The sequence below is a fragment of the Nocardioides humi genome (genome assembly GCF_006494775.1).
In the GTDB taxonomy this organism is placed as follows: Bacteria; Actinomycetota; Actinomycetes; order Propionibacteriales; family Nocardioidaceae; genus Nocardioides; species Nocardioides humi.
Window position 1 is genome coordinate 1,682,369 of sequence record NZ_CP041146.1, and the last position, 17,004, is coordinate 1,699,372.

Annotated in this window: 17 protein-coding genes; 8 read left to right on the forward strand and 9 right to left on the reverse strand. The window is 74.2% G+C overall.

The window, feature by feature from the left end:
- Positions 1-155 precede the first annotated feature (155 nt).
- Genes FIV44_RS08315 through FIV44_RS08325 form a run of 3 tightly spaced genes read right to left on the reverse strand, consistent with a single transcriptional unit; the run spans position 156 to position 3,289 of the window.
- The gene (locus tag FIV44_RS08315) at positions 156-1,613 is read right to left on the reverse strand and encodes an NCS2 family permease (protein ID WP_141004034.1); all 1,458 of its coding nucleotides are present in this window, start codon (positions 1,611-1,613) and stop codon (positions 156-158) included.
- On the reverse strand, positions 1,610-2,899 hold the full coding sequence (locus tag FIV44_RS08320) for an MFS transporter (RefSeq protein ID WP_141004035.1): 1,290 nt from the start codon (positions 2,897-2,899) through the stop codon (positions 1,610-1,612). Before FIV44_RS08320 ends, FIV44_RS08315 begins: the two co-directional genes overlap by 4 nt.
- Before the next feature lie 6 nt (positions 2,900-2,905).
- Positions 2,906-3,289 (reverse strand): MarR family transcriptional regulator, encoded by a 384-nt coding sequence (locus FIV44_RS08325; protein ID WP_141004036.1) that lies wholly within the window; start codon positions 3,287-3,289, stop codon positions 2,906-2,908.
- A 198-nt stretch (positions 3,290-3,487) separates the two neighbouring features.
- Between FIV44_RS08325 and FIV44_RS08330 the strand changes: the two genes are divergently transcribed.
- The 4 genes from FIV44_RS08330 (at position 3,488) to FIV44_RS08345 (ending at position 5,200) form a co-directional block, all read left to right on the forward strand.
- The gene (locus tag FIV44_RS08330; protein ID WP_246086881.1) at positions 3,488-3,775 is read left to right on the forward strand and encodes a DUF2530 domain-containing protein; all 288 of its coding nucleotides are present in this window, start codon (positions 3,488-3,490) and stop codon (positions 3,773-3,775) included.
- Positions 3,768-4,394, forward strand: coding sequence for a class I SAM-dependent methyltransferase (locus FIV44_RS08335; protein ID WP_141004037.1), 627 nt, complete (start codon positions 3,768-3,770; stop codon positions 4,392-4,394). The genes FIV44_RS08330 and FIV44_RS08335 overlap by 8 nt, the downstream gene beginning before the upstream one ends.
- Before the next feature lie 63 nt (positions 4,395-4,457).
- Positions 4,458-4,766 (forward strand): hypothetical protein, encoded by a 309-nt coding sequence (locus FIV44_RS08340; RefSeq protein ID WP_246086882.1) that lies wholly within the window; start codon positions 4,458-4,460, stop codon positions 4,764-4,766.
- Complete coding sequence (locus FIV44_RS08345; RefSeq protein WP_141004038.1) at positions 4,664-5,200, forward strand: Clp protease N-terminal domain-containing protein; 537 nt, start codon at positions 4,664-4,666, stop codon at positions 5,198-5,200. Before FIV44_RS08340 ends, FIV44_RS08345 begins: the two co-directional genes overlap by 103 nt.
- A gap of 194 nt (positions 5,201-5,394) precedes the next feature.
- Here FIV44_RS08345 and FIV44_RS08350 read toward each other — a convergent pair whose 3' ends face one another.
- On the reverse strand, positions 5,395-6,171 hold the full coding sequence (locus FIV44_RS08350; protein WP_246086883.1) for a DUF3027 domain-containing protein: 777 nt from the start codon (positions 6,169-6,171) through the stop codon (positions 5,395-5,397).
- 85 nt (positions 6,172-6,256) lie between these two features.
- Between FIV44_RS08350 and FIV44_RS08355 the strand changes: the two genes are divergently transcribed.
- On the forward strand, positions 6,257-7,699 hold the full coding sequence (locus tag FIV44_RS08355) for an MFS transporter (protein WP_246086884.1): 1,443 nt from the start codon (positions 6,257-6,259) through the stop codon (positions 7,697-7,699).
- A 26-nt stretch (positions 7,700-7,725) separates the two neighbouring features.
- Here FIV44_RS08355 and FIV44_RS08360 read toward each other — a convergent pair whose 3' ends face one another.
- Positions 7,726-8,121 carry a cold-shock protein gene (locus FIV44_RS08360; protein WP_181411053.1) on the reverse strand — a complete coding sequence of 132 codons (396 nt, stop codon included), beginning with the start codon at positions 8,119-8,121 and terminating at the stop codon, positions 7,726-7,728.
- Between the two features lie 97 nt (positions 8,122-8,218).
- Between FIV44_RS08360 and FIV44_RS08365 the strand changes: the two genes are divergently transcribed.
- The gene (locus FIV44_RS08365; RefSeq protein ID WP_141004042.1) at positions 8,219-8,818 is read left to right on the forward strand and encodes a GNAT family N-acetyltransferase; all 600 of its coding nucleotides are present in this window, start codon (positions 8,219-8,221) and stop codon (positions 8,816-8,818) included.
- On the opposite strand, the gene FIV44_RS08370 is transcribed toward FIV44_RS08365, so the two are convergent.
- Genes FIV44_RS08370 through FIV44_RS08380 form a run of 3 tightly spaced genes read right to left on the reverse strand, consistent with a single transcriptional unit; the run spans position 8,779 to position 12,405 of the window.
- The gene (locus FIV44_RS08370; RefSeq protein ID WP_141004043.1) at positions 8,779-10,023 is read right to left on the reverse strand and encodes an RDD family protein; all 1,245 of its coding nucleotides are present in this window, start codon (positions 10,021-10,023) and stop codon (positions 8,779-8,781) included. The genes FIV44_RS08365 and FIV44_RS08370 overlap by 40 nt on opposite strands.
- A gap of 28 nt (positions 10,024-10,051) precedes the next feature.
- Positions 10,052-11,569 (reverse strand): FHA domain-containing protein, encoded by a 1,518-nt coding sequence (locus FIV44_RS08375; protein WP_141004044.1) that lies wholly within the window; start codon positions 11,567-11,569, stop codon positions 10,052-10,054.
- Positions 11,566-12,405: a PP2C family protein-serine/threonine phosphatase gene (locus tag FIV44_RS08380; RefSeq protein WP_141004045.1), complete on the reverse strand. Its 840-nt coding sequence runs from the start codon at positions 12,403-12,405 to the stop codon at positions 11,566-11,568. The genes FIV44_RS08375 and FIV44_RS08380 overlap by 4 nt, the downstream gene beginning before the upstream one ends.
- 168 nt (positions 12,406-12,573) lie before the next feature.
- Here FIV44_RS08380 and FIV44_RS08385 point away from each other — a divergent pair, with 168 nt between their 5' ends.
- Both FIV44_RS08385 and FIV44_RS08390 read left to right on the forward strand, forming a co-directional pair.
- On the forward strand, positions 12,574-14,715 hold the full coding sequence (locus tag FIV44_RS08385; RefSeq protein ID WP_246086885.1) for a helicase-associated domain-containing protein: 2,142 nt from the start codon (positions 12,574-12,576) through the stop codon (positions 14,713-14,715).
- Positions 14,716-14,724: 9 nt separating this feature from the next.
- Positions 14,725-16,398, forward strand: a complete 1,674-nt coding sequence (locus FIV44_RS08390; protein WP_141004047.1) for a DNA repair helicase XPB — start codon at positions 14,725-14,727, stop codon at positions 16,396-16,398.
- Here the strand turns inward: FIV44_RS08390 and FIV44_RS08395 are convergent.
- Positions 16,381-16,917: a Uma2 family endonuclease gene (locus FIV44_RS08395; protein WP_246086886.1), complete on the reverse strand. Its 537-nt coding sequence runs from the start codon at positions 16,915-16,917 to the stop codon at positions 16,381-16,383. The two genes, FIV44_RS08390 and FIV44_RS08395, sit on opposite strands and share 18 nt — an antisense overlap.
- Positions 16,918-17,004 lie beyond the last annotated feature (87 nt).

The window sequence follows — 17,004 nt, forward strand, 5'->3', positions numbered from 1 at the left end:
TGTGAGGGCAGGCTCGACGTGCCGGGTAGCCCCAGACACGAAGTTCGAGATTACCGGCCGCCCATAGGCGGGTCAAAATGCGGAGCGCACGCCTGGGGACGGCGGGCTCAGGCGTGGGCTCAGGCGTGGGCTCAGGCGTGGGCTCAGGCGTGGGCTCAGGTCAGCCAGCGGGTGATCGGGTCGATCGCGAAGTAGATCACGAACAGGCCGGCCACGACCCACAGCAGCGGGTGCAGCTCGCGCGCCTTGCCGCGCACCAGCTTGAGGAAGGCGAAGGACACGAAGCCCGCCCCGATGCCGACCGTGATCGAGTAGGTGAACGGCATCAGCACGATGGTCAGGAAGGCGGGCACCGCGATCTCCACGTCGCTCCAGGAGATGCCGGTGATCTGCTGCATCATCAAGAAGCCCACCAGCACCAGCGCCGGGACGGCGGCCTCGGAGGGGATCATCGCGACCAGCGGCGACAAGAAGATGGTCGCCAGGAAGAGCAGGCCGGTCACGACCGACGCGAGACCGGTCCGCGCGCCCTCGCCGACGCCCGAGGCCGACTCGATGTACGACGTGTTCGACGAGACGCCGGCCGCGCCGCCGGCGATCGCGGCGACCGAGTCGACGACCAGGATCCGCTCCGCGTGCGGCGGCACGCCGTCCTCGTCGAGCAGCTTCGCCTCCGCGCCGATCGCGGTCATCGTGCCCATGGTGTCGAAGAAGTCGGCCAGCATCAGCGAGAAGACGAGCAGCAGGACGGTGACCACGCCCGCCTTGTCCCACGAGCCCAGCAGGTTGAACTCGCCGAGGGTACCGAAGTCGGGGGCGTGGAACTCGTCGGGCCAGGCGGGGACGGTGAGCGCCCAGCCGCCGGCCCGCTCCGCGGAGCTGCCCAGGTCGCCGATCGCCTCGACCACGACGGCGAGCACGGTCGTCGCGACGATGGAGATCAGGATCGCGCCGCGCACCTGGCGCACCCACAGCGCCAGCATCAGCAGCAGGCCCACCACGAACACCAGCACCGGCCAGCCGCTGAGGTTGCCGTCCGCGCCGAGCTGGACCGGGACGGTCGTCTGCGCCGCGTCGGGGATCCGCTTGACGACGCCGGCGTCGACGAAGCCGATCAGGGCGATGAACAGGCCGATGCCGACGGAGATCGCGACCTTGAGCTGCGCGGGGACGGCGCGGAAGACCGCCGTACGGAAGCCGGTGAGGACCAGCACGAGGATGAGGACGCCCTCGATCACCACCAGGCCCATCGCGTCGGCCCAGGTCATCTGGCTGGCGACGGAGAAGGCGAGGAACGCGTTGAGGCCGAGCCCGGTCGCCAGGGCGAGCGGGAAGTTCGCGACGACGCCCATCAGGATGGTCAGGACGCCGGCCACCAGGGCGGTGCCCGCGGCCATCGCCGCCAGGTTGGGGGCGCTGCCGCCGCCGAGGAACTCGCCGTCGACGTCGGTCGCGTAGCCGAGGATGAGCGGGTTCAGCACGACGATGTAGGCCATCGTGAAGAACGTGACCACGCCACCGCGCAGCTCGCGGCCGAGGCTGGAGCCGCGCTCGGTGATGCGGAAGTAGCGGTCGAGCGGGTTCGTGGGAGCGAGGGGTGCGGCCGAGTTCACGGCCGAAGCATGACAGGAGCGGCGACCGGGGTCGACCCCGCCACCGGCTCGATGCCTCGCCCCGCGGCCCGGCGGACCAGCACGGCCAGCGCGACGCCGGCCAGCACGAGCGCTCCCCCGATGATCAGCGTCCAGCGGGCGCCGAACTGCTCGCCGACCCAGCCGATCAGCGGTGCGCCCAGCGGGGTGCCGCCCATCACGATCGTCATGTAGATGGCCATCACCCGCCCGCGCAGCGCCGGGTCGGACTCGATCTGGAGCAGGGCGTTGCAGGAGTTGAGGACGGTGATCGTCGAGAAGCCGAGCAGCGGGCACAGCAGCACGAAGGCGACGTACGACGGCGCGAGGCCGGCCGCCATCTCCAGCACGCCGAACGCCACCGCGGCGCCCATCAGCAGCCGGACCCGGACCCGGACGCGGCCCGCCGCGGCCAGGGCGCCGGCCAGGGAGCCGATCGCGAGCACGGAGCCGAGCACGCCGTACTCCCTCGCGCCCTTGCCGAAGACCTCGGTGGCCATGAGTGCGGAGGTGATCTGGAAGTTCATCCCGAAGGTGCCGACGAAGAAGACGAGCACCAGGATCATCAGCATCTTCGGCTGGCTGCGCAGGTAGACGATGCCCTCGCGCAGCATGCCGGGCGTGCGGCCGGCCGGGCGCGGCGAGTGCAGGGCCGCCTCGTCCATCCGGCGCAGCTGGGCGATGACGGCGAGGTAGGACAGAGCGTTGGCGAGGATCACCCAGCCGGTGGCGCGCATCCCGCCGCCGCCGAGGGCGATGAGCAGGCCGGCGAGACCGGGGCCGACGAGGCGGGCGGTGTTGAACGCGGCCGAGTTGAGGCTGACCGCGTTGGCGACGTCGTCGGCGCCGACCATCTCCGAGACGAAGGCCTGGCGGGCGGGCGCGTCGAAGGCGGCGCCGATGCCGAAGACGAAGGCGATCAGGTAGACGTGCCAGGTCTGGGCGACGCCGAGGGCCGCGACGACGCCGAGGGCGAGCGAGGCGAGGGCCATCACCGCCTGGGTGATCTGCAGCAGGACCCGCTTCGGGATCCGGTCGGCCACCACTCCGGCGTACGGGGAGAGCAGCAGCACGGGCAGGAACTGGAGGCCGGTGGTGATGCCGAGCGCGGCGCCGCCGTTGCCGGGGATGGTGAGGACCAGCCAGTCCTGGGCGACGCGCTGCATCCACGTGCCGATGTTGGAGACGAGGCTGCCGGCGAAGTACAGGCGGTAGTTGGGATGGGCCAGGGAGCGGAATCGGGGACTCGTGGGGACTCCTTCGGTCAGTGGGGGTCAGTCGGCCTCGGCGAGGCGCTGCAGGAGGGGGGCCGCGCGGCGGAGCACGTCGCGCTCGTCGGCGGTCAGCTCCTCGAGGCGGCGGGAGAGCCAGCGGTCGCGGCGGGCCACGTCGGCGCTGACGACCGCCCGCCCCTCGTCCGTCAGGCGTACGACGACCTGGCGGCCGTCGCTCGGATGCGCGCAGCGCTCGACCAGCCCGACGTCGGCCAGCGCCGTCACGGTCCGGGTCATGCTCGGCGGCTGCACCTGCTCCCGGCCCGCGAGCGCACCGACCGTGAGGTCGCCGGACCGGTTGAGCGCGTAGAGCACGGCCATCGAGGAGACGCTGAGGTCGTTGTCGGGGTGCCGCTCGCGCGCGAGTCGCCGGCGCAGGCGCATGACCGCGAACCGGAGCTCGGTCGCAACCGCTCCCACAGGATCGGCTACGTCAGTTCGCCGCCGGCGGGGCGCACGTGCTTCTCGAGAGTCGGCATATCGTTAGCATAAGTCATTACCTCCGGTAACTATTCCGCGGAGGGAGGGGTCGGCGCTCGGGGTTTCTCGAGCCTGGCGGGCCGGCCGACGTACGATCGTGGTGTGGAGCTCCGCGACGACCAGCCGACCCAGCACGAGTTCGGCAACCGGACCTACCTGATCGCGCCGGTCGAGCCGCTCGACGTCGACGGCGTGCGGACCGTCCAGGTCGGCACCCTCCTGTTCCTCGTCGCGTTCGTCGGGCTGCTGCCGTTCTACGGGCGCCTCGAGGAGGACAACCGCACCTGGCTGCTGTGGATGTGCCTGACCGGGGTCGGGCTCGGCCTGCTCGGGACGGAGTACTGCAAGCGCCGTCGCCAGGTCCGCGCCGCCCGCGACCACGATGAGTGAGTCCCCGCTCCCGCCGACCCGGTGGGCCCTCGGCGGGGCCGAGCACGCCGGGTACGGCACGCGGTTCGCCGAGCTGATCGCCGACGGGGCCGACGTCGTCGGCGAGGCCCGGCTGGCCGACGTGCTCGTCGAGCGCGACGCCCGGATCCTGGACGCCGGCTCCGGGATGGGCCGGATCGGCGCCCATCTGCTCGCGCAGGGCCACCGGGTCACCGCCGCGGAGCCCGACCCGGCGCTGGTGGAGCAGTCCCGGCGCATGTTCCCGGACCTGCCGGTCGTACCTCTGGAGATCCTCGCCCTGACGCCCGAGGCGCTGACCGCGGCCGGCGCCCCCACGGCGTACGACCTCGTCGTCTGCGTCGGCAACGTGCTCGCGTTCGTCGCCGAGGACACCGAGGTCGACGTGCTGCGCCGGCTCGGCTCGCTGCTCGCCCCCGGCGGCCGGATCCTGGTCGGCTACCACCTCGCCGGCGGCCCGTCGACCGCGCGCCCCTACCCGCCCGAGGAGCTCGTCGCCGACGTCGAGGCGGCGGGGCTGCGGGTGCAGCACCGGTTCGGGGGCTACGACCTGCGCCCGCCCGACGACCGGTACGCCGTCTGGGTGCTCGCCCGCGACTGAGCCCGACCCTCGAGTGTGTCAACCGTGATTGACATCCTGGCGATGTCAACCTAGATTGACGCCATGACCCCGCTCGTCGACACCGCCGCCTCGGACGACCCCGCCGAGGGACTGCGCGCGGTCGTCGCGCTGCGCAAGCTCGCCGACCGGCTCGAGGCGATCCAGGTGGAGAACGCCCGCCGGCTCGGCTGGTCGTGGCAGGAGATCGCCGACGTGCTCGGGTCAGTCGTCAGGCGATGCACAAGAAGCACGGACCCGGGAGGTAGGCCATGTTCGAACGGTTCAGCAAGGACGCCCGCGCCGCCGTCGTCCTCGCTCAGGAGCACGCGCGGGACGCCGGCGCCGACCGGGTCGCGGCGACCCACCTGCTGAGCGCGGTGCTGGCCTCGCTCGACGAGCCCGCACGCGCCGCGCTCGCCGCGCTGGGCCTGACGGCCGAGCGCGCCCGCACCCTCTCCGGCACGGTCTTCAGCGCCGCGGAGGAGGACGCCCTGCGCGGACTGGGCATCGACCTCGACTCCGTCGCGGACGCGGTCCGCGACCGGTTCGGCGCGGACCTACGGCGCCGGCCCGGCGGCCGGCGCCGCAGCGGCCACCTGCCCTTCACCCGGGACGCGAAGAAGTCGCTCGAGCTCGCCCTGCGCGAGGCGATCCGGCTCAAGGCCGGCTCGATCCGCGGCGAGCACGTGCTGCTCGGCGCACTGCGCAGCGACGACGCCGAGGTACGGGCCGTCGTCGACGCGGTCAGCAGCGTCCCCGAGGTCCGGGCCCGGCTGGTCGAGCTGCTCGGCCACGACGCCGCCTGAGCCAGCAGCCGGCTGCGGCGGGAACGCCGGGCGAGGAGGCGCAGGGAGCGAGGAACGAGCGACCGGAGCCGAGGAGACCGGTGCTTTCCGCCGCGCCGGGCAGATGGCCGCCAGGCAACCTGGCACTCAGCGAACCTCGACCGCGGCGCGGCAGCGCGGCGCGAGGAACGAGCGACGCGCTCGCGCCATCCAGCTCAGAACTTCTCGAGGTCGTCCAGCGAGACGGTGTCGACGACCGGCGGGGCGGGCGGCTGGGGCTGCTGGCGCTTGGTCAGCCGCACCTCGGAGTGACCGCCGCAGCCGTGCTGGAAGGCGACCACGCGGCCGTCGTCGTTGGCGTCGCCGTTGGCGCACACGCCGAAGGTCTCCGACAGGGGGCCGCTGAGGCGGACCAGGAAGCCGCAGGAGTAGCAGTGGTGCGGCGCGGACTTGGCGATCGGCGCGTCGGGGCCGGCCTGACCGTCGTACCAGCGCTCGGCGGCGGCGTCGCGGCCCTCCGGGGACAGCACCCGGACCCGGCCGAGGCCGAGGTCCTTGGCGACCTGGCGGATCTGCGCCTTCTCGTCGGTGTCGAGCGGGTCGTCGCCGAAGGAGTACGTCGGCACCAGCCGCGGGTCGTCGTCGGTGACGGGCAGCAGGTCGCCGGGCGACATGTCGCCGGGCTGGAGGCGGTCGCGGTAGGGCACCCACGCGGGCGCGACGATCGCGTCGGTGCCGGGCAGCAGCACGACCTCGACCACGGTGACCTTGCGCTGGCGCGACGCCCGGGTGAGCGTGACCGCCCACTGCCAGCCGCGGTAGCCCCGGCGGGTGCACTCGAAGAGGTGGGTGACGACCCGGAGACCGTCGACCTGGTGACCGAGGTGGTCGCCGACGTCGGAGGCGTCGACCTCCTCGAGCAGCGCCGAGCGGGCAGCGTCGATGGCGTCGGCGGTGGCGGCGTCGGTCAGCTTGCGCTCCAGGGTGGACACGGGCACAGCATCCCCCATGGTGGCGACGCTCGTCACGTCGGGGCGGCACACCGGCCGTGTCGGGAGCAACAGGCAAGATAGGGGGGTGAGCACCGACGGCCCCGATCCGAGCACTCCGCCCGAGCGCGGACCCGCCGGGGAGGCGCCTGCCGAGACGGGCTCGGTCCGGGCCGCCAAGGCGACCGCGCGCGGGGTGAAGGGCTTCGCCCGGGTCACCGGCCGGGCCAGCAGGGCGACGGTCCGCACGGCCCGCAAGGCCGCTGGGGCGCAGGGGGCGGAGCGCTCAGGTCTCAACCGGCTCATCGAGCTGCACGCCGCGAACGCCGCCGGCGACTCGGCGTTCGCGATCGCCCTGGCCGGCACGGTGTTCTTCGCGGGCGCCACCAGCGGCGAGCGCGGCCCGGTGCTGCTGTTCCTGGGGCTCACCATGGTCCCGTTCGCCATCGTGGCGCCGCTGATCGGCCCGTTCCTCGACCGGTTCAGCCACGGCCGCCGCTGGGCGATCGGCGCGACCTTCGCGCTGCGCGCGTTCCTGTGCTGGGTGCTGGCCGGGACGCTGGACGACGGCTCGCCCTGGTTCTACGTCGCCGCGCTCGGCGTCCTCGTCTCCTCGAAGGCGTACGGCGTCGCCAAGGCCGCCGCGGTCCCCCGGCTGCTCCCGCAGGAGATCACCCTCGTCAAGGCCAACGGCCGCGTCGCCCTGGCCGGCGTGGTCGGCGCCTGCGTCTCGGGACCGCTCGCGGGCGCGGCGTACTGGATCGGTCCCGAGTGGGCCTGTCGCTACGCCTTCCTGGTGTTCACCGTCGGCACGGTCGCCGCGATCCTGCTCCCCGGCCGGGTCGACTCCTCGGCCGGCGAGGAGTCCGTCGACGCCCCGCGGGGCTCCGCCACCGGCCCGCGGCGCGGGCTGCCGCCGCGGGTCGCGTTCGCCCTGCGCGCCAACTGCGGTCCGCGCCTGCTCTCGGGCTTCCTCACCATGTTCATGACGTTCGTGCTGCTCACCGAGCCGCTCGACGGCTGGGAGAGCAAGACCCGGGCCACGCTGCTGGTGGGTCTGGTCGTCGGCGCCGCCGGGCTCGGCAACACGGTCGGGATCGTGGTCGCCTCGCTGGCGCGCAGGATCAACCCCGCCGTCATGGTGGTGATCGCGCTGATCGCCGACATCGTCGCGCTCGTGTTCGCCACCCTCTTCTACGGCCTGGTGCCGCTGGTGGCGCTGGGCCTGACCGTCGGCCTGATGCAGTACCTCGCGAAGGTCTCGCTCGACTCCACCATCCAGAGCGGCGTCCCGGTGCGGGCCCACGCCAGCGCGTTCGCCAAGGGCGACACCACCCTGCAGCTGGCCTGGGTGTTCGGCGGCTTCCTCGGCGTCGTCATGTCCTATCCCGCCGTCAACGGGATCGGCCTGGCCTTCGCCGCGGTGCTGCTCACCGCGTGGGCGGTGTTCGTGCTGCGCACCCGGCCGAAGCCGAAGACGGCGAGGTCGGCCGCCGCGACCACGCCCTCCGGAGCGGCTCCGCGCGGCTAGCCCTCGGGCTCAGCTTGGATCGAGGCTCAGGACTCCAGCTCGTCGGCGAGCGCGCGCAGCAGCTTGGCCACCGGCTGCGCCGTACGGCGGTCAGGGTGGCGGCCGTGGCGGTAGGCCTCGCCGACGCCGTCGAGCAGGCGGATCAGGTCCTCGACGATCGGGACCATCTCCTCGGGCTTCTTGCGCTTGGCCTGCTGCTGGTTGCGGGCGACCGAGGCGGGGGCGTCGAGGATCCGGACCTGGAGGGCCTGCTCGCCGCGGCGGCCCTGGGCGATCCCGAACTCGACCCGGGTCCCCGCCTTGAGGGTGGTCACGCCGTCGGGCAGCGCGTCGGCCCGGACGTAGACGTCCTCCCCGCCCTGCTGGGAGAGGAAGCCGAAGCCCTTCTCCGCGTCGTACCACTTCACCTTGCCAGTCGGCACGGGTCCGCCCAACCTCTCTGATCGCACGCGGGCGCCCGGTCGGGCGCACGCGCCGCACATCGTAGGACATGCGGTGTCAGCACCTATTCTCACCGACGTGGCAACCGAATTGACGCCCCCGGTGCTGCCGGCACCGCCCCTGCCGATCCGTACCGAGCGCCTGGTGCTGCGCGCCGTCGTACCCGATGACAGCGCGGCGATCGGCGCCTACTGCGCGGACCCCGAGGTGACCCGGTACCTGCCCTTCCCCGCCCTGGACGCCGACGGCCTGGCCCGGCGGATGGAGCGGCTGGTGGCCGGCACGGCGCCGTCGGCGCCGGAGGAGATGCTGGCGCTCGCGGTCGAGCACGAGGGCGTGCTCGTCGGAGACCTGATGCTGCGGCTCACCGACCGGCACGGACCGGCGGACCCGCCGGCGATCGCCGAGCTGGGCTGGGTGTTCGCGCCGGAGTACGCCGGGCGCGGGTTCGCGACCGAGGCGGCCCGGGCGCTGGTCGACCTGGCGTTCACGCACTACCCGCTGCACCGGCTGATGGCGCGGCTCGACCCGCGCAATGTCACGTCGGCGCGGCTGTGCGAGCGGCTGGGGATGCGGCACGAGGCGCACACCCGCCAGGACTTCCCGGAGCGGGACGGGACGTGGAGCGACACCGCGGTCTACGGGCTGCTGCGACCGGAGTGGGCCGCGGCGTTCTGAGGGGGCTCGGCCCGCTCGACGCGCATGCTGCGGTCGCCGAACCGGACCACGTCGCCGGCCAGCAGCGTGCTCGGGCGGCCCGGGGACAACGAGCGGGACATCCCCTTGCGGATGACATAGGAGCCGTTGGTCGACCCGCGGTCCATCACGACGAGCGCGCCGTCGGGGGCGACCTGGAACTGCGCGTGCGTCTTCGACAGGGACATGTCGGAGGAGCGCAGCGGTACGACATGCTTCACCGGCTCCCCCGGCCGCGGCTCGGGCCGCCGGCCGACGAGGGCGAGTCCCTCCACGACGAACGCCTCTCCGGTGTCGAACTCCACCCGCCAGCGCACCGTGGCCGGGCTCGGCGGCGTCGTCGCCGGCTCGCTGCCCGGTGCCGGGCGGACCCGGGTCTGCTCGACCGGCAGGCGCGGGGTCGCTGCGGGCGGGGCCGCAGGGGCGGCCGGGGTCGGGGGTGCGGCCGGCGGGGTCGACGGGGTCGCGGGCACGGGGGCGGCGGGAGCGGGAGCGGGGACCGCCGGTGCCGGCGCTGCGGGGGTGCGGACCACCGGCGGCGTGGGAGCCGGGGCGGGGGGCGGCACCGGCGCGGAGGTCGCCGCAGGGGTCGGTGCAGGGGTCGACGTGGGCGTGGGGGTGTGCTCCTCGACCGGCGACGGGAGCAGCCGCATCGCCGTGAGGTTCACGATCTGCCGGGGCTGCTCGACCTCCGGGGCGGCCTCGACCGGACGCGGCCGGACGTCGACGACGACCGCGTCACCGATCCGGTCGTGGAGCGCGCGACGCTGCCGGGAGGGGTCCATCGCCGCGGTCCAGGCGAGGGTGGCCAGGCCCAGGCCCGCGGTGGGCAGGCCCGCGATCCCGAGCACGATCGTGCGCAGCAGGGCGGCGCCGAGGCCGATCGGGCGGCCCGTCGTACGCCGCACCACCCGCAGGCCGGTGGCGGCCTTGCCGGGCGTGAGGCCCGTCGTACCGACGAGGACGGCGAGCACCAGCCCGACCAGGACCGCGACGCCGGCGAAGGCGAGGACCACGACGGCGCCGCTGTCGGGCTCGACGACCTTCCAGACCACGAACGCCGCGGCGGCCGCGATGCCCCAGCCCACCGCGCGGTCGATGACGAACGCGGTGAACCGTCGCTCCATCTCGGCCGGGGGGAAGGCGCCGGCGCCGGGAGGCAGCGGCGGGGTGGGGAGGTGCGTCATGCAGGGCGCTCCGAGTACGCGGGCGGGGTCAGGGACGGGTGACCTGGATGGTGATCCCGTCACCGAGGTTGATGGTCGCGCCGGGGATCAGCTGGACGGCGATGCCGGGCTTGAGGTCCTCCGGCCCCAGGCCCGGCTGCACCAGGACGGTGCCGTTGGTCGAGCCCATGTCGGTCACGACGGCGGTGCCGAGGTCGGCGCCGGTGCCCGGACGCACCTCGACGTGCGTGGACGAGATCTCGTGGAGCCGGCTCGGGACCGTGACGAGGACGGGCTGCTCGGTCGAGGTGAACCGGCGGGCCTCCGGCGCGCGGCCGATGAGCACGGCCCGGTCGACGATGATCGACTGCCCGTCGGAGACCAGCAGCTTCGCGACCGGCTGGGTGACGGGCGGGGCGGCCGGCGTACCGGGGACGGGCTGGACCAGCGGCGCGGGCGGCTCGCCGGCGCCCGCGACGGTGAAGCCGTCGTGCTCCACACCGGGTCCGGGCGGCGGCGCCACGCCGCCCACCGGCTCCCACGAGCCGATCGGCAGCGGCGGGGCGTCCGGGGCCTCGGGGGCGGGGACGCCCGGCGGCGGAGGCGGGACCCATCCCGGCGGCGCCACCTCGGTCGCACCGCCCAGCGGCGGGAACGCCGGCGCGGGAACGGCCGGCGTCGCCGGCTCGTCGAGCGACTCCACCGGTGGAGTGGTCGGGGCATCGCCGCCCACCGGCGGGGGCGCGGGGCTGTCCCAGGGGGTCACCCAGCCGTCCGGCGCCGGTTCCTGCGGGGCCTCCGCCAGCGGCTCCTCGGCGGACTCGGGCTCCTCGGCCGGCGTCTCGTCGAGGGTCTCCATGACCTCGGTGGCCGGGCCGTCGTCGAGGTACGCCGCCTCGGTCACCGCCGACGCGCGGTCGTCCAGCGGGCTGGGCTCGTCGAGGGGTGCGGGCTCCTCGGCGGCGAGGTGGGCGCCGCCGACCATGGGCGCCATCTCCGCGGCGGGCGGCTCCATGACCGGCTCCATGACCGGCTCCATGACCGGCTCCATGACCGGCTCCTCGGCTGGCTCGGCGACCGGCTCGGCGACCATGTCCGCGGCGGGCTCGGCGACGGGAGCGGCCGCCGGCCGGTCGATCCGGCCGACCCGGACCAGGCCGGTGACGATCGGGAAGTCCACGTCGGCGGCCCCGGTCTCGTGCTCGCCCGCGGGCAGGCCGATGCTCAGCGCGGTGACGTCGTCCAGGCTGCGCTCGACCCAGGTGTGGCTCGCGCCGCCGTCGACGGTGACGGTCTCGCCGGCGGCGGTGACCGTGGCGACCACGCCGGTGCCGCGGAGCAGGAAGCGGGTCGGCCCCTCGCCGTTGCTGACCAGCACGAAGCCGGGGATCCGGCTCAGCCCGGAGGCGAGCAGGCCGTCGAGGACCTCGTCGAACCCGGCCCCGCCGTCGACCAGCGCCCAGAGGCCGACGACCTGGTCCTTCTGCGTCTCCGGCAGGACGATGGCGGCCTCGGTCCCGAACACCGCGAACCATGCACCACTGCGGTACGACCAGGCGTCGCTCATGGGAGGGCCCCCAACTTCTGCTCCAGACTCAGCCGCTGCGCGTGCGAGTCGTACGGGTCTTCGTTCGCCAATCCCACCACATCCACCACGACCGCCGTCGCGTTGTCGTGCCCGCCCGCGGCCACCGCGGCGGCGACCAGTGCGTCGGCGGCGTCGCGCGGGTCGTCGTACCGGGCCAGGGTGGAGGCGATGGTCACGTCGTCCACCATGCCACTGACGCCGTCGGAGCACAGCAGCAGGCGCTCGGCGGCGGCCAGCGGCAGGAGGTAGTAGTCGGCCGCGCCGCTCACGGCGCCCGGCATCGCCGCTCCCCCGAGCGCCCGGGTGACGACATTGCGGCTGGGGTGGACGGCGGCCGCGTCGGGGGTGATCCGGCCGGAGTCGACGAGCTCCTGGACCAGGCTGTGATCGACGCTCACCTGCTCCAGCTCGCCCTCGGTGAAGCGGTAGATCCGGGAGTCGCCGACATTGGCCAGCAGCCAGTGCGGCCCGTCGGGCGACTGCACCAGCAGCGCGAGGACGACGGTCGTGCCGGCCGCGAAGGAGTCGGCCGCCCCCGCGGCGCGCTGCTCCTCGTCGTAGGCCAGGAGCCGGTCCTGCGCCGCCTGGAGCGCGGCGTCGACGGCGGCGGTGCCCTCCTCGAGGCCGTAGTCGCCGTGGGCGAGGCGGGCCAGCTCCTCGACGGCATAGGCGCTGGCGATGTCACCCCGATCGTGGCCGCCCATGCCGTCGGCGACGACGAAGACCGGCGGATCGGCGAGGAAGGCGTCCTCGTTGACCTCGCGGACCAGGCCGACATCGGTGGCGGCCCCGTGGTGCAGCTCGACCCGGTTCATCGATGTCCTAGCGTTGATCCCGTGGGAGCGGGACCGAGCGGACACCGGTCGTTGGCCGACCAGCTGCGGTCGTGGCCTGACGAGCGGCTCCAGCGCCTGCTCACCGAACGTCCCGACCTGGCCACCCCTGCCCCTCACGACTTCGGACAACTCGCGTCCCGCGCTGCGGTGAGGAACTCGATCGCACGCGCTCTCGACGGCCTCACCCGAGGCGAGCTCTCGGTGCTAGATGCCCTCGTCGTCGCGGGCCAAACCACGGATCCCGAAGTCGCCGGGATCGTGCGTGCCGAGCCGTCGTACGTCACCGCGACCCTGGCCCGGCTGCGGGACCTCGCCGTCGCCTGGGACTCCCCCGAGGGGCTGCGCGCGCTGAGCGGCGTGGCCGACGCGCTGGCCGGTGGACCGGACGCCGGGGTGAGCGGTCTGCGCCCCCGCTCTGCCTCGCCGCGCCCGGCCGAGGAGATCGCGGAGGCGCTGGCGTCCCTGCCGGCCGGGGCGCGGGCGCTGCTGGACCACGTGATCGCCGAGGGCGGTACGGCGAAGTCCGGGTCGGTCCGGGTCGGGCTGCGGCCCGAGGACGCGGAGACGCCCGCCGAGCTGCTCGTCGCCCACCGGCTGCTCGTCCCGGGCGGCTCGCTGATGCCGGAGCTGCTCGTCGTGCCCGGCGAGGTGGGGCTGGTGGTGCGCGACGGCCGGACGACGGCCGAGCCGGTCGACGTCCCGCCGGCGGTCGCGGCGGAGGAGCGCTCGCCGCGGCTCGCGGTGAGTGCTGCGCTGGGCGCCGCCACGGACGTCGTACGACGGGTCGGGCTGCTCCTCGAGTGGTGGGGCAGCCGCCCGGCGGCGGCGCTGCGGACCACCGGCCTGGGCGTGCGCGAGCTGCGGGCGACCGCCGCGCACCTGCAGGTCGGCGAGGGAGAGGCGGCGCTGCTGGTCGAGCTCGCGCACGAGGCCGGGCTGGCGGGCACCCGCGCGGACGCCGACGGCAACCCGGTGTGGGTGCCGTCGACGGCGTTCGACGCGTGGGCGGAGCTCCCGGTGGCCGAGCGGTGGACCGTGCTCGCCCGGGCCTGGCTGTCCAGCTCCCGACTGCCCTCGCTCGTCGGCGAGCGGGGTCCGGACCAGAAGCCCTGGAACGCGCTGAGCCCGGAGCTGTCCGCGGCCGGGATGCCCGAGGCGAAGGCGATGGCGCTGGGGCTGCTCGCCGAGCTGCCCGAGGGGCACGGCCTGGCGGCCGGCACCGGCCTGCCCTCGCTCGTCGCCCGGGTCGCGTGGGAGCGGCCCCGCCGGCCCCGCACCCGGCCGGACCTGGTGGCGTGGGCGGTCGCCGAGGCCGCCGCGCTCGGCATCACGGGGGCGGACGTGCTGGCGTCGTACGCCCGGCCGCTGCTGGCCGGCGCCGACCCGGCGCCCGCGCTGGCGGAGCTGCTGCCGCCGCCCGTCGACCACGTCCTCGTCCAGGCCGACCTGACCGCGGTGGCCCCGGGCCCGCTGGAGCCGGAGCTGGCCCGCCGGCTGCAGCAGGTCGCGGACGTCGACTCGCACGGCGCGGCGACGGTGTACCGCTTCACCGCGGACTCGGTACGCCGCGCGCTGGACGCCGGCTGGACAGCGGCCGAGCTGCACGCCTTCGTGCTGGCGGCCTCGCGCACGCCGGTCCCCCAGCCGCTGACCTACCTGATCGACGACGTGGTCCGCTCGTTCGGCCGGCTGCGGGTCGGGATGGCGTCGTCCTTCGTCCGCTCGGAGGACGAGGCCGCCCTCGCCGCGCTGGTCAACCACCCCAGGGCCGCCGGGCTGGACCTCCAGCGGATCGCCCCCACCGTCGTGGTGTCCGGCCTGCCCATCGACGTGCTGCTCCCCCGGCTCCGCGAGCTCGGGCTGGCTCCGGTCGTGGAGGGTCCCGACGGCGTGGTCCGGGTGGGCGCCGCCGAGTCGCTGCGCGCGCGGGCGCCGCGGGCCCGCGAGGTCGCCGACGCCGCCCGCTCCGCCGCGCGGCAGGCCGCCCAGGTGGTCGCCGCCGTCGCCACCCTGCGCGAGGGCGAGGAGGCCGCGCGGTCGCGGCCCGCGTCGGCCTCGGCCGCGGGGGGTGGCGTGCTGTCGGCGCTGCGGGAGGCGATCGAGCGGCGCGGCGTCGTACTGATCGGGTTCACGGACAACCAGGGCGTCGTCTCGGAGCGCGCGGTGCTGCCCCTCGTCGTGGAGGGCGGCCAGCTCACCGCCCTCGACGCCGACGCCGAGGACGACGACCCGGACGCCGAGCGGAGGTATGCGGTGCACCGGATCAGCCGCGTGGTGCCGGTCTCGTAAACTCGTGCGGTGACCGAGGGACCGTTGATCGTGCAGTCCGACAAGTCGCTGCTGCTGGAGGTCGACCACCCGCAGGCGGCGGAGTGCCGGAAGGCGATCGCGCCGTTCGCGGAGCTGGAGCGCTCGCCCGAGCACATCCACACCTACCGGCTGACGCCGCTGGGGCTGTGGAACGCGCGGGCGGCGGGGCACGACGCCGAGCAGGTCGTCGACACGCTGCTGACCTTCTCGCGCTATCCGGTCCCGCACGCGCTGCTGGTCGACGTCGCCGAGACGATGGCGCGCTACGGCCGGCTCCGGCTGGAGAAGCACCCGGTGCACGGGCTGGTCCTCGCCTCCAGCGACCGGCCGGTGCTGGAGGAGGTGCTGCGCGCCAAGAAGGTCGCCGGGATGCTCGGCGCGCGGATCGACGACGACACCGTGGCCGTGCATCCCTCGGAGCGCGGCAACCTCAAGCAGGCGCTGCTCAAGCTCGGCTGGCCGGCCGAGGACTATGCCGGGTACGTCGACGGGGAGGCGCACCCGATCGAGCTCGCCGAGGAGGACTGGTCGCTGCGGGACTACCAGCGCGACGCGGCGGAGTCGTTCTGGCACGGCGGGTCCGGCGTCGTCGTCCTCCCCTGCGGCGCGGGCAAGACGCTCGTCGGCGCGGCGGCGATGGCGCACGCCCAGGCGACCACGCTGATCCTGGTGACCAACACCGTGAGCGCCCGGCAGTGGAAGGACGAGCTGGTCCGTCGTACCTCCCTGACGGAGGAGGAGATCGGCGAGTACTCCGGCACCGTCAAGGAGATCCGCCCGGTCACCATCGCGACGTACCAGGTCGTCACGACCAAGCGGAAGGGCGTCTACCCGCACCTCGAGCTGTTCGACGCGCGCGACTGGGGCCTGATCGTGTACGACGAGGTGCACCTCCTGCCCGCGCCGATCTTCCGGATGACCGCGGACCTGCAGGCGCGGCGGCGGATCGGGCTGACCGCGACCCTGGTGCGCGAGGACGGCCGCGAGGGCGACGTGTTCTCGCTGATCGGCCCGAAGCGGTACGACGCGCCGTGGAAGGACATCGAGGCACAGGGCTGGATCGCCCCGGCCGACTGCATCGAGGTGCGGGTCTCGCTGCCCGACGCCTCCCGGATGGTCTACGCCACCGCCGACCCGGAGGAGCGCTACCGGCTGGCCGCGTGCACGCCGGAGAAGCTCTCCGTGGTCAAGGACCTCGTCGACCGGCACGCCGGACAGCCGACGCTGGTGATCGGCCAGTATCTCGAGCAGCTCGCCGAGCTCGGTCTCGCCTTGGACGCTCCCGTGATCACCGGGCAGACCACGGTGAAGGAGCGGCAGCGTCTCTTCGACGCCTTCCGCTCCGGCGAGCTCGGCCTGCTGGTCGTCTCGAAGGTCGCGAACTTCTCGATCGACCTGCCGACCGCCGAGGTCGCCATCCAGGTCTCCGGCTCGTTCGGGTCGCGACAGGAGGAGGCGCAGCGGCTGGGCCGGCTGCTCCGCCCGGGCTCACCGGGGCCGGACGGGGAGCGGAAGGTCGCGCACTTCTACACGATCGTCTCCCGCGACACCGTGGACGCCGAGTTCGCGCAGAACCGGCAGCGGTTCCTGGCCGAGCAGGGGTACGCCTACCGGATCATCGATGCCGAGGACCTCGGCACGCCGTCAGCGGACCAGGCGTGACGGGACGACAGTGACCTCGAAGGGCACCGTCGCGGTCCACTCCTCGTCACCGGCGATTGCGGCGACGACCTCGTAGCGACCGTCCCGCAGCTCCCACGCCGTCAGCGCGAGCCCCTCGGTCTCGGCGTCGACGACCCAGTAGGCGGCAACGCCCGCCTGCTCGTAGAGGCGCTTCTTGACGGTCAGGTCGCGCCGGCGGGTGGTCGGCGAGAGCACCTCGACGGCGAGGAGCGGCGGGGTGTTGAGGGCACGCTCGTCGAGCCCTTCCGGGTCCAGCACGAGGACGTCAGGCTGCACGACATCGAACTCGCTGAGCACCACGTCGAACGGCGCCTGCGAGACGCGAAGGTGCTCGGGGCAGGCGGCGTCGAGCAACACGATCAGGCGCGTGACGGCGAGTTGGTGACGCGAGCGGGGCGACGGCGACACGACGATCTCACCCTCGATGAGCTCGTAGCGGTTGCCGTCGTCCGGCATCGCGTCGAGATCCTCGCGCGTCAACATCTCCACCGCGGCCATGCTCACCATGGTGCCTCACTTCCCCGAGACGACTGAAGGTCCATGCCGACGATCATCCGCACAGTTCGCGGATTCGCCGAACATGGA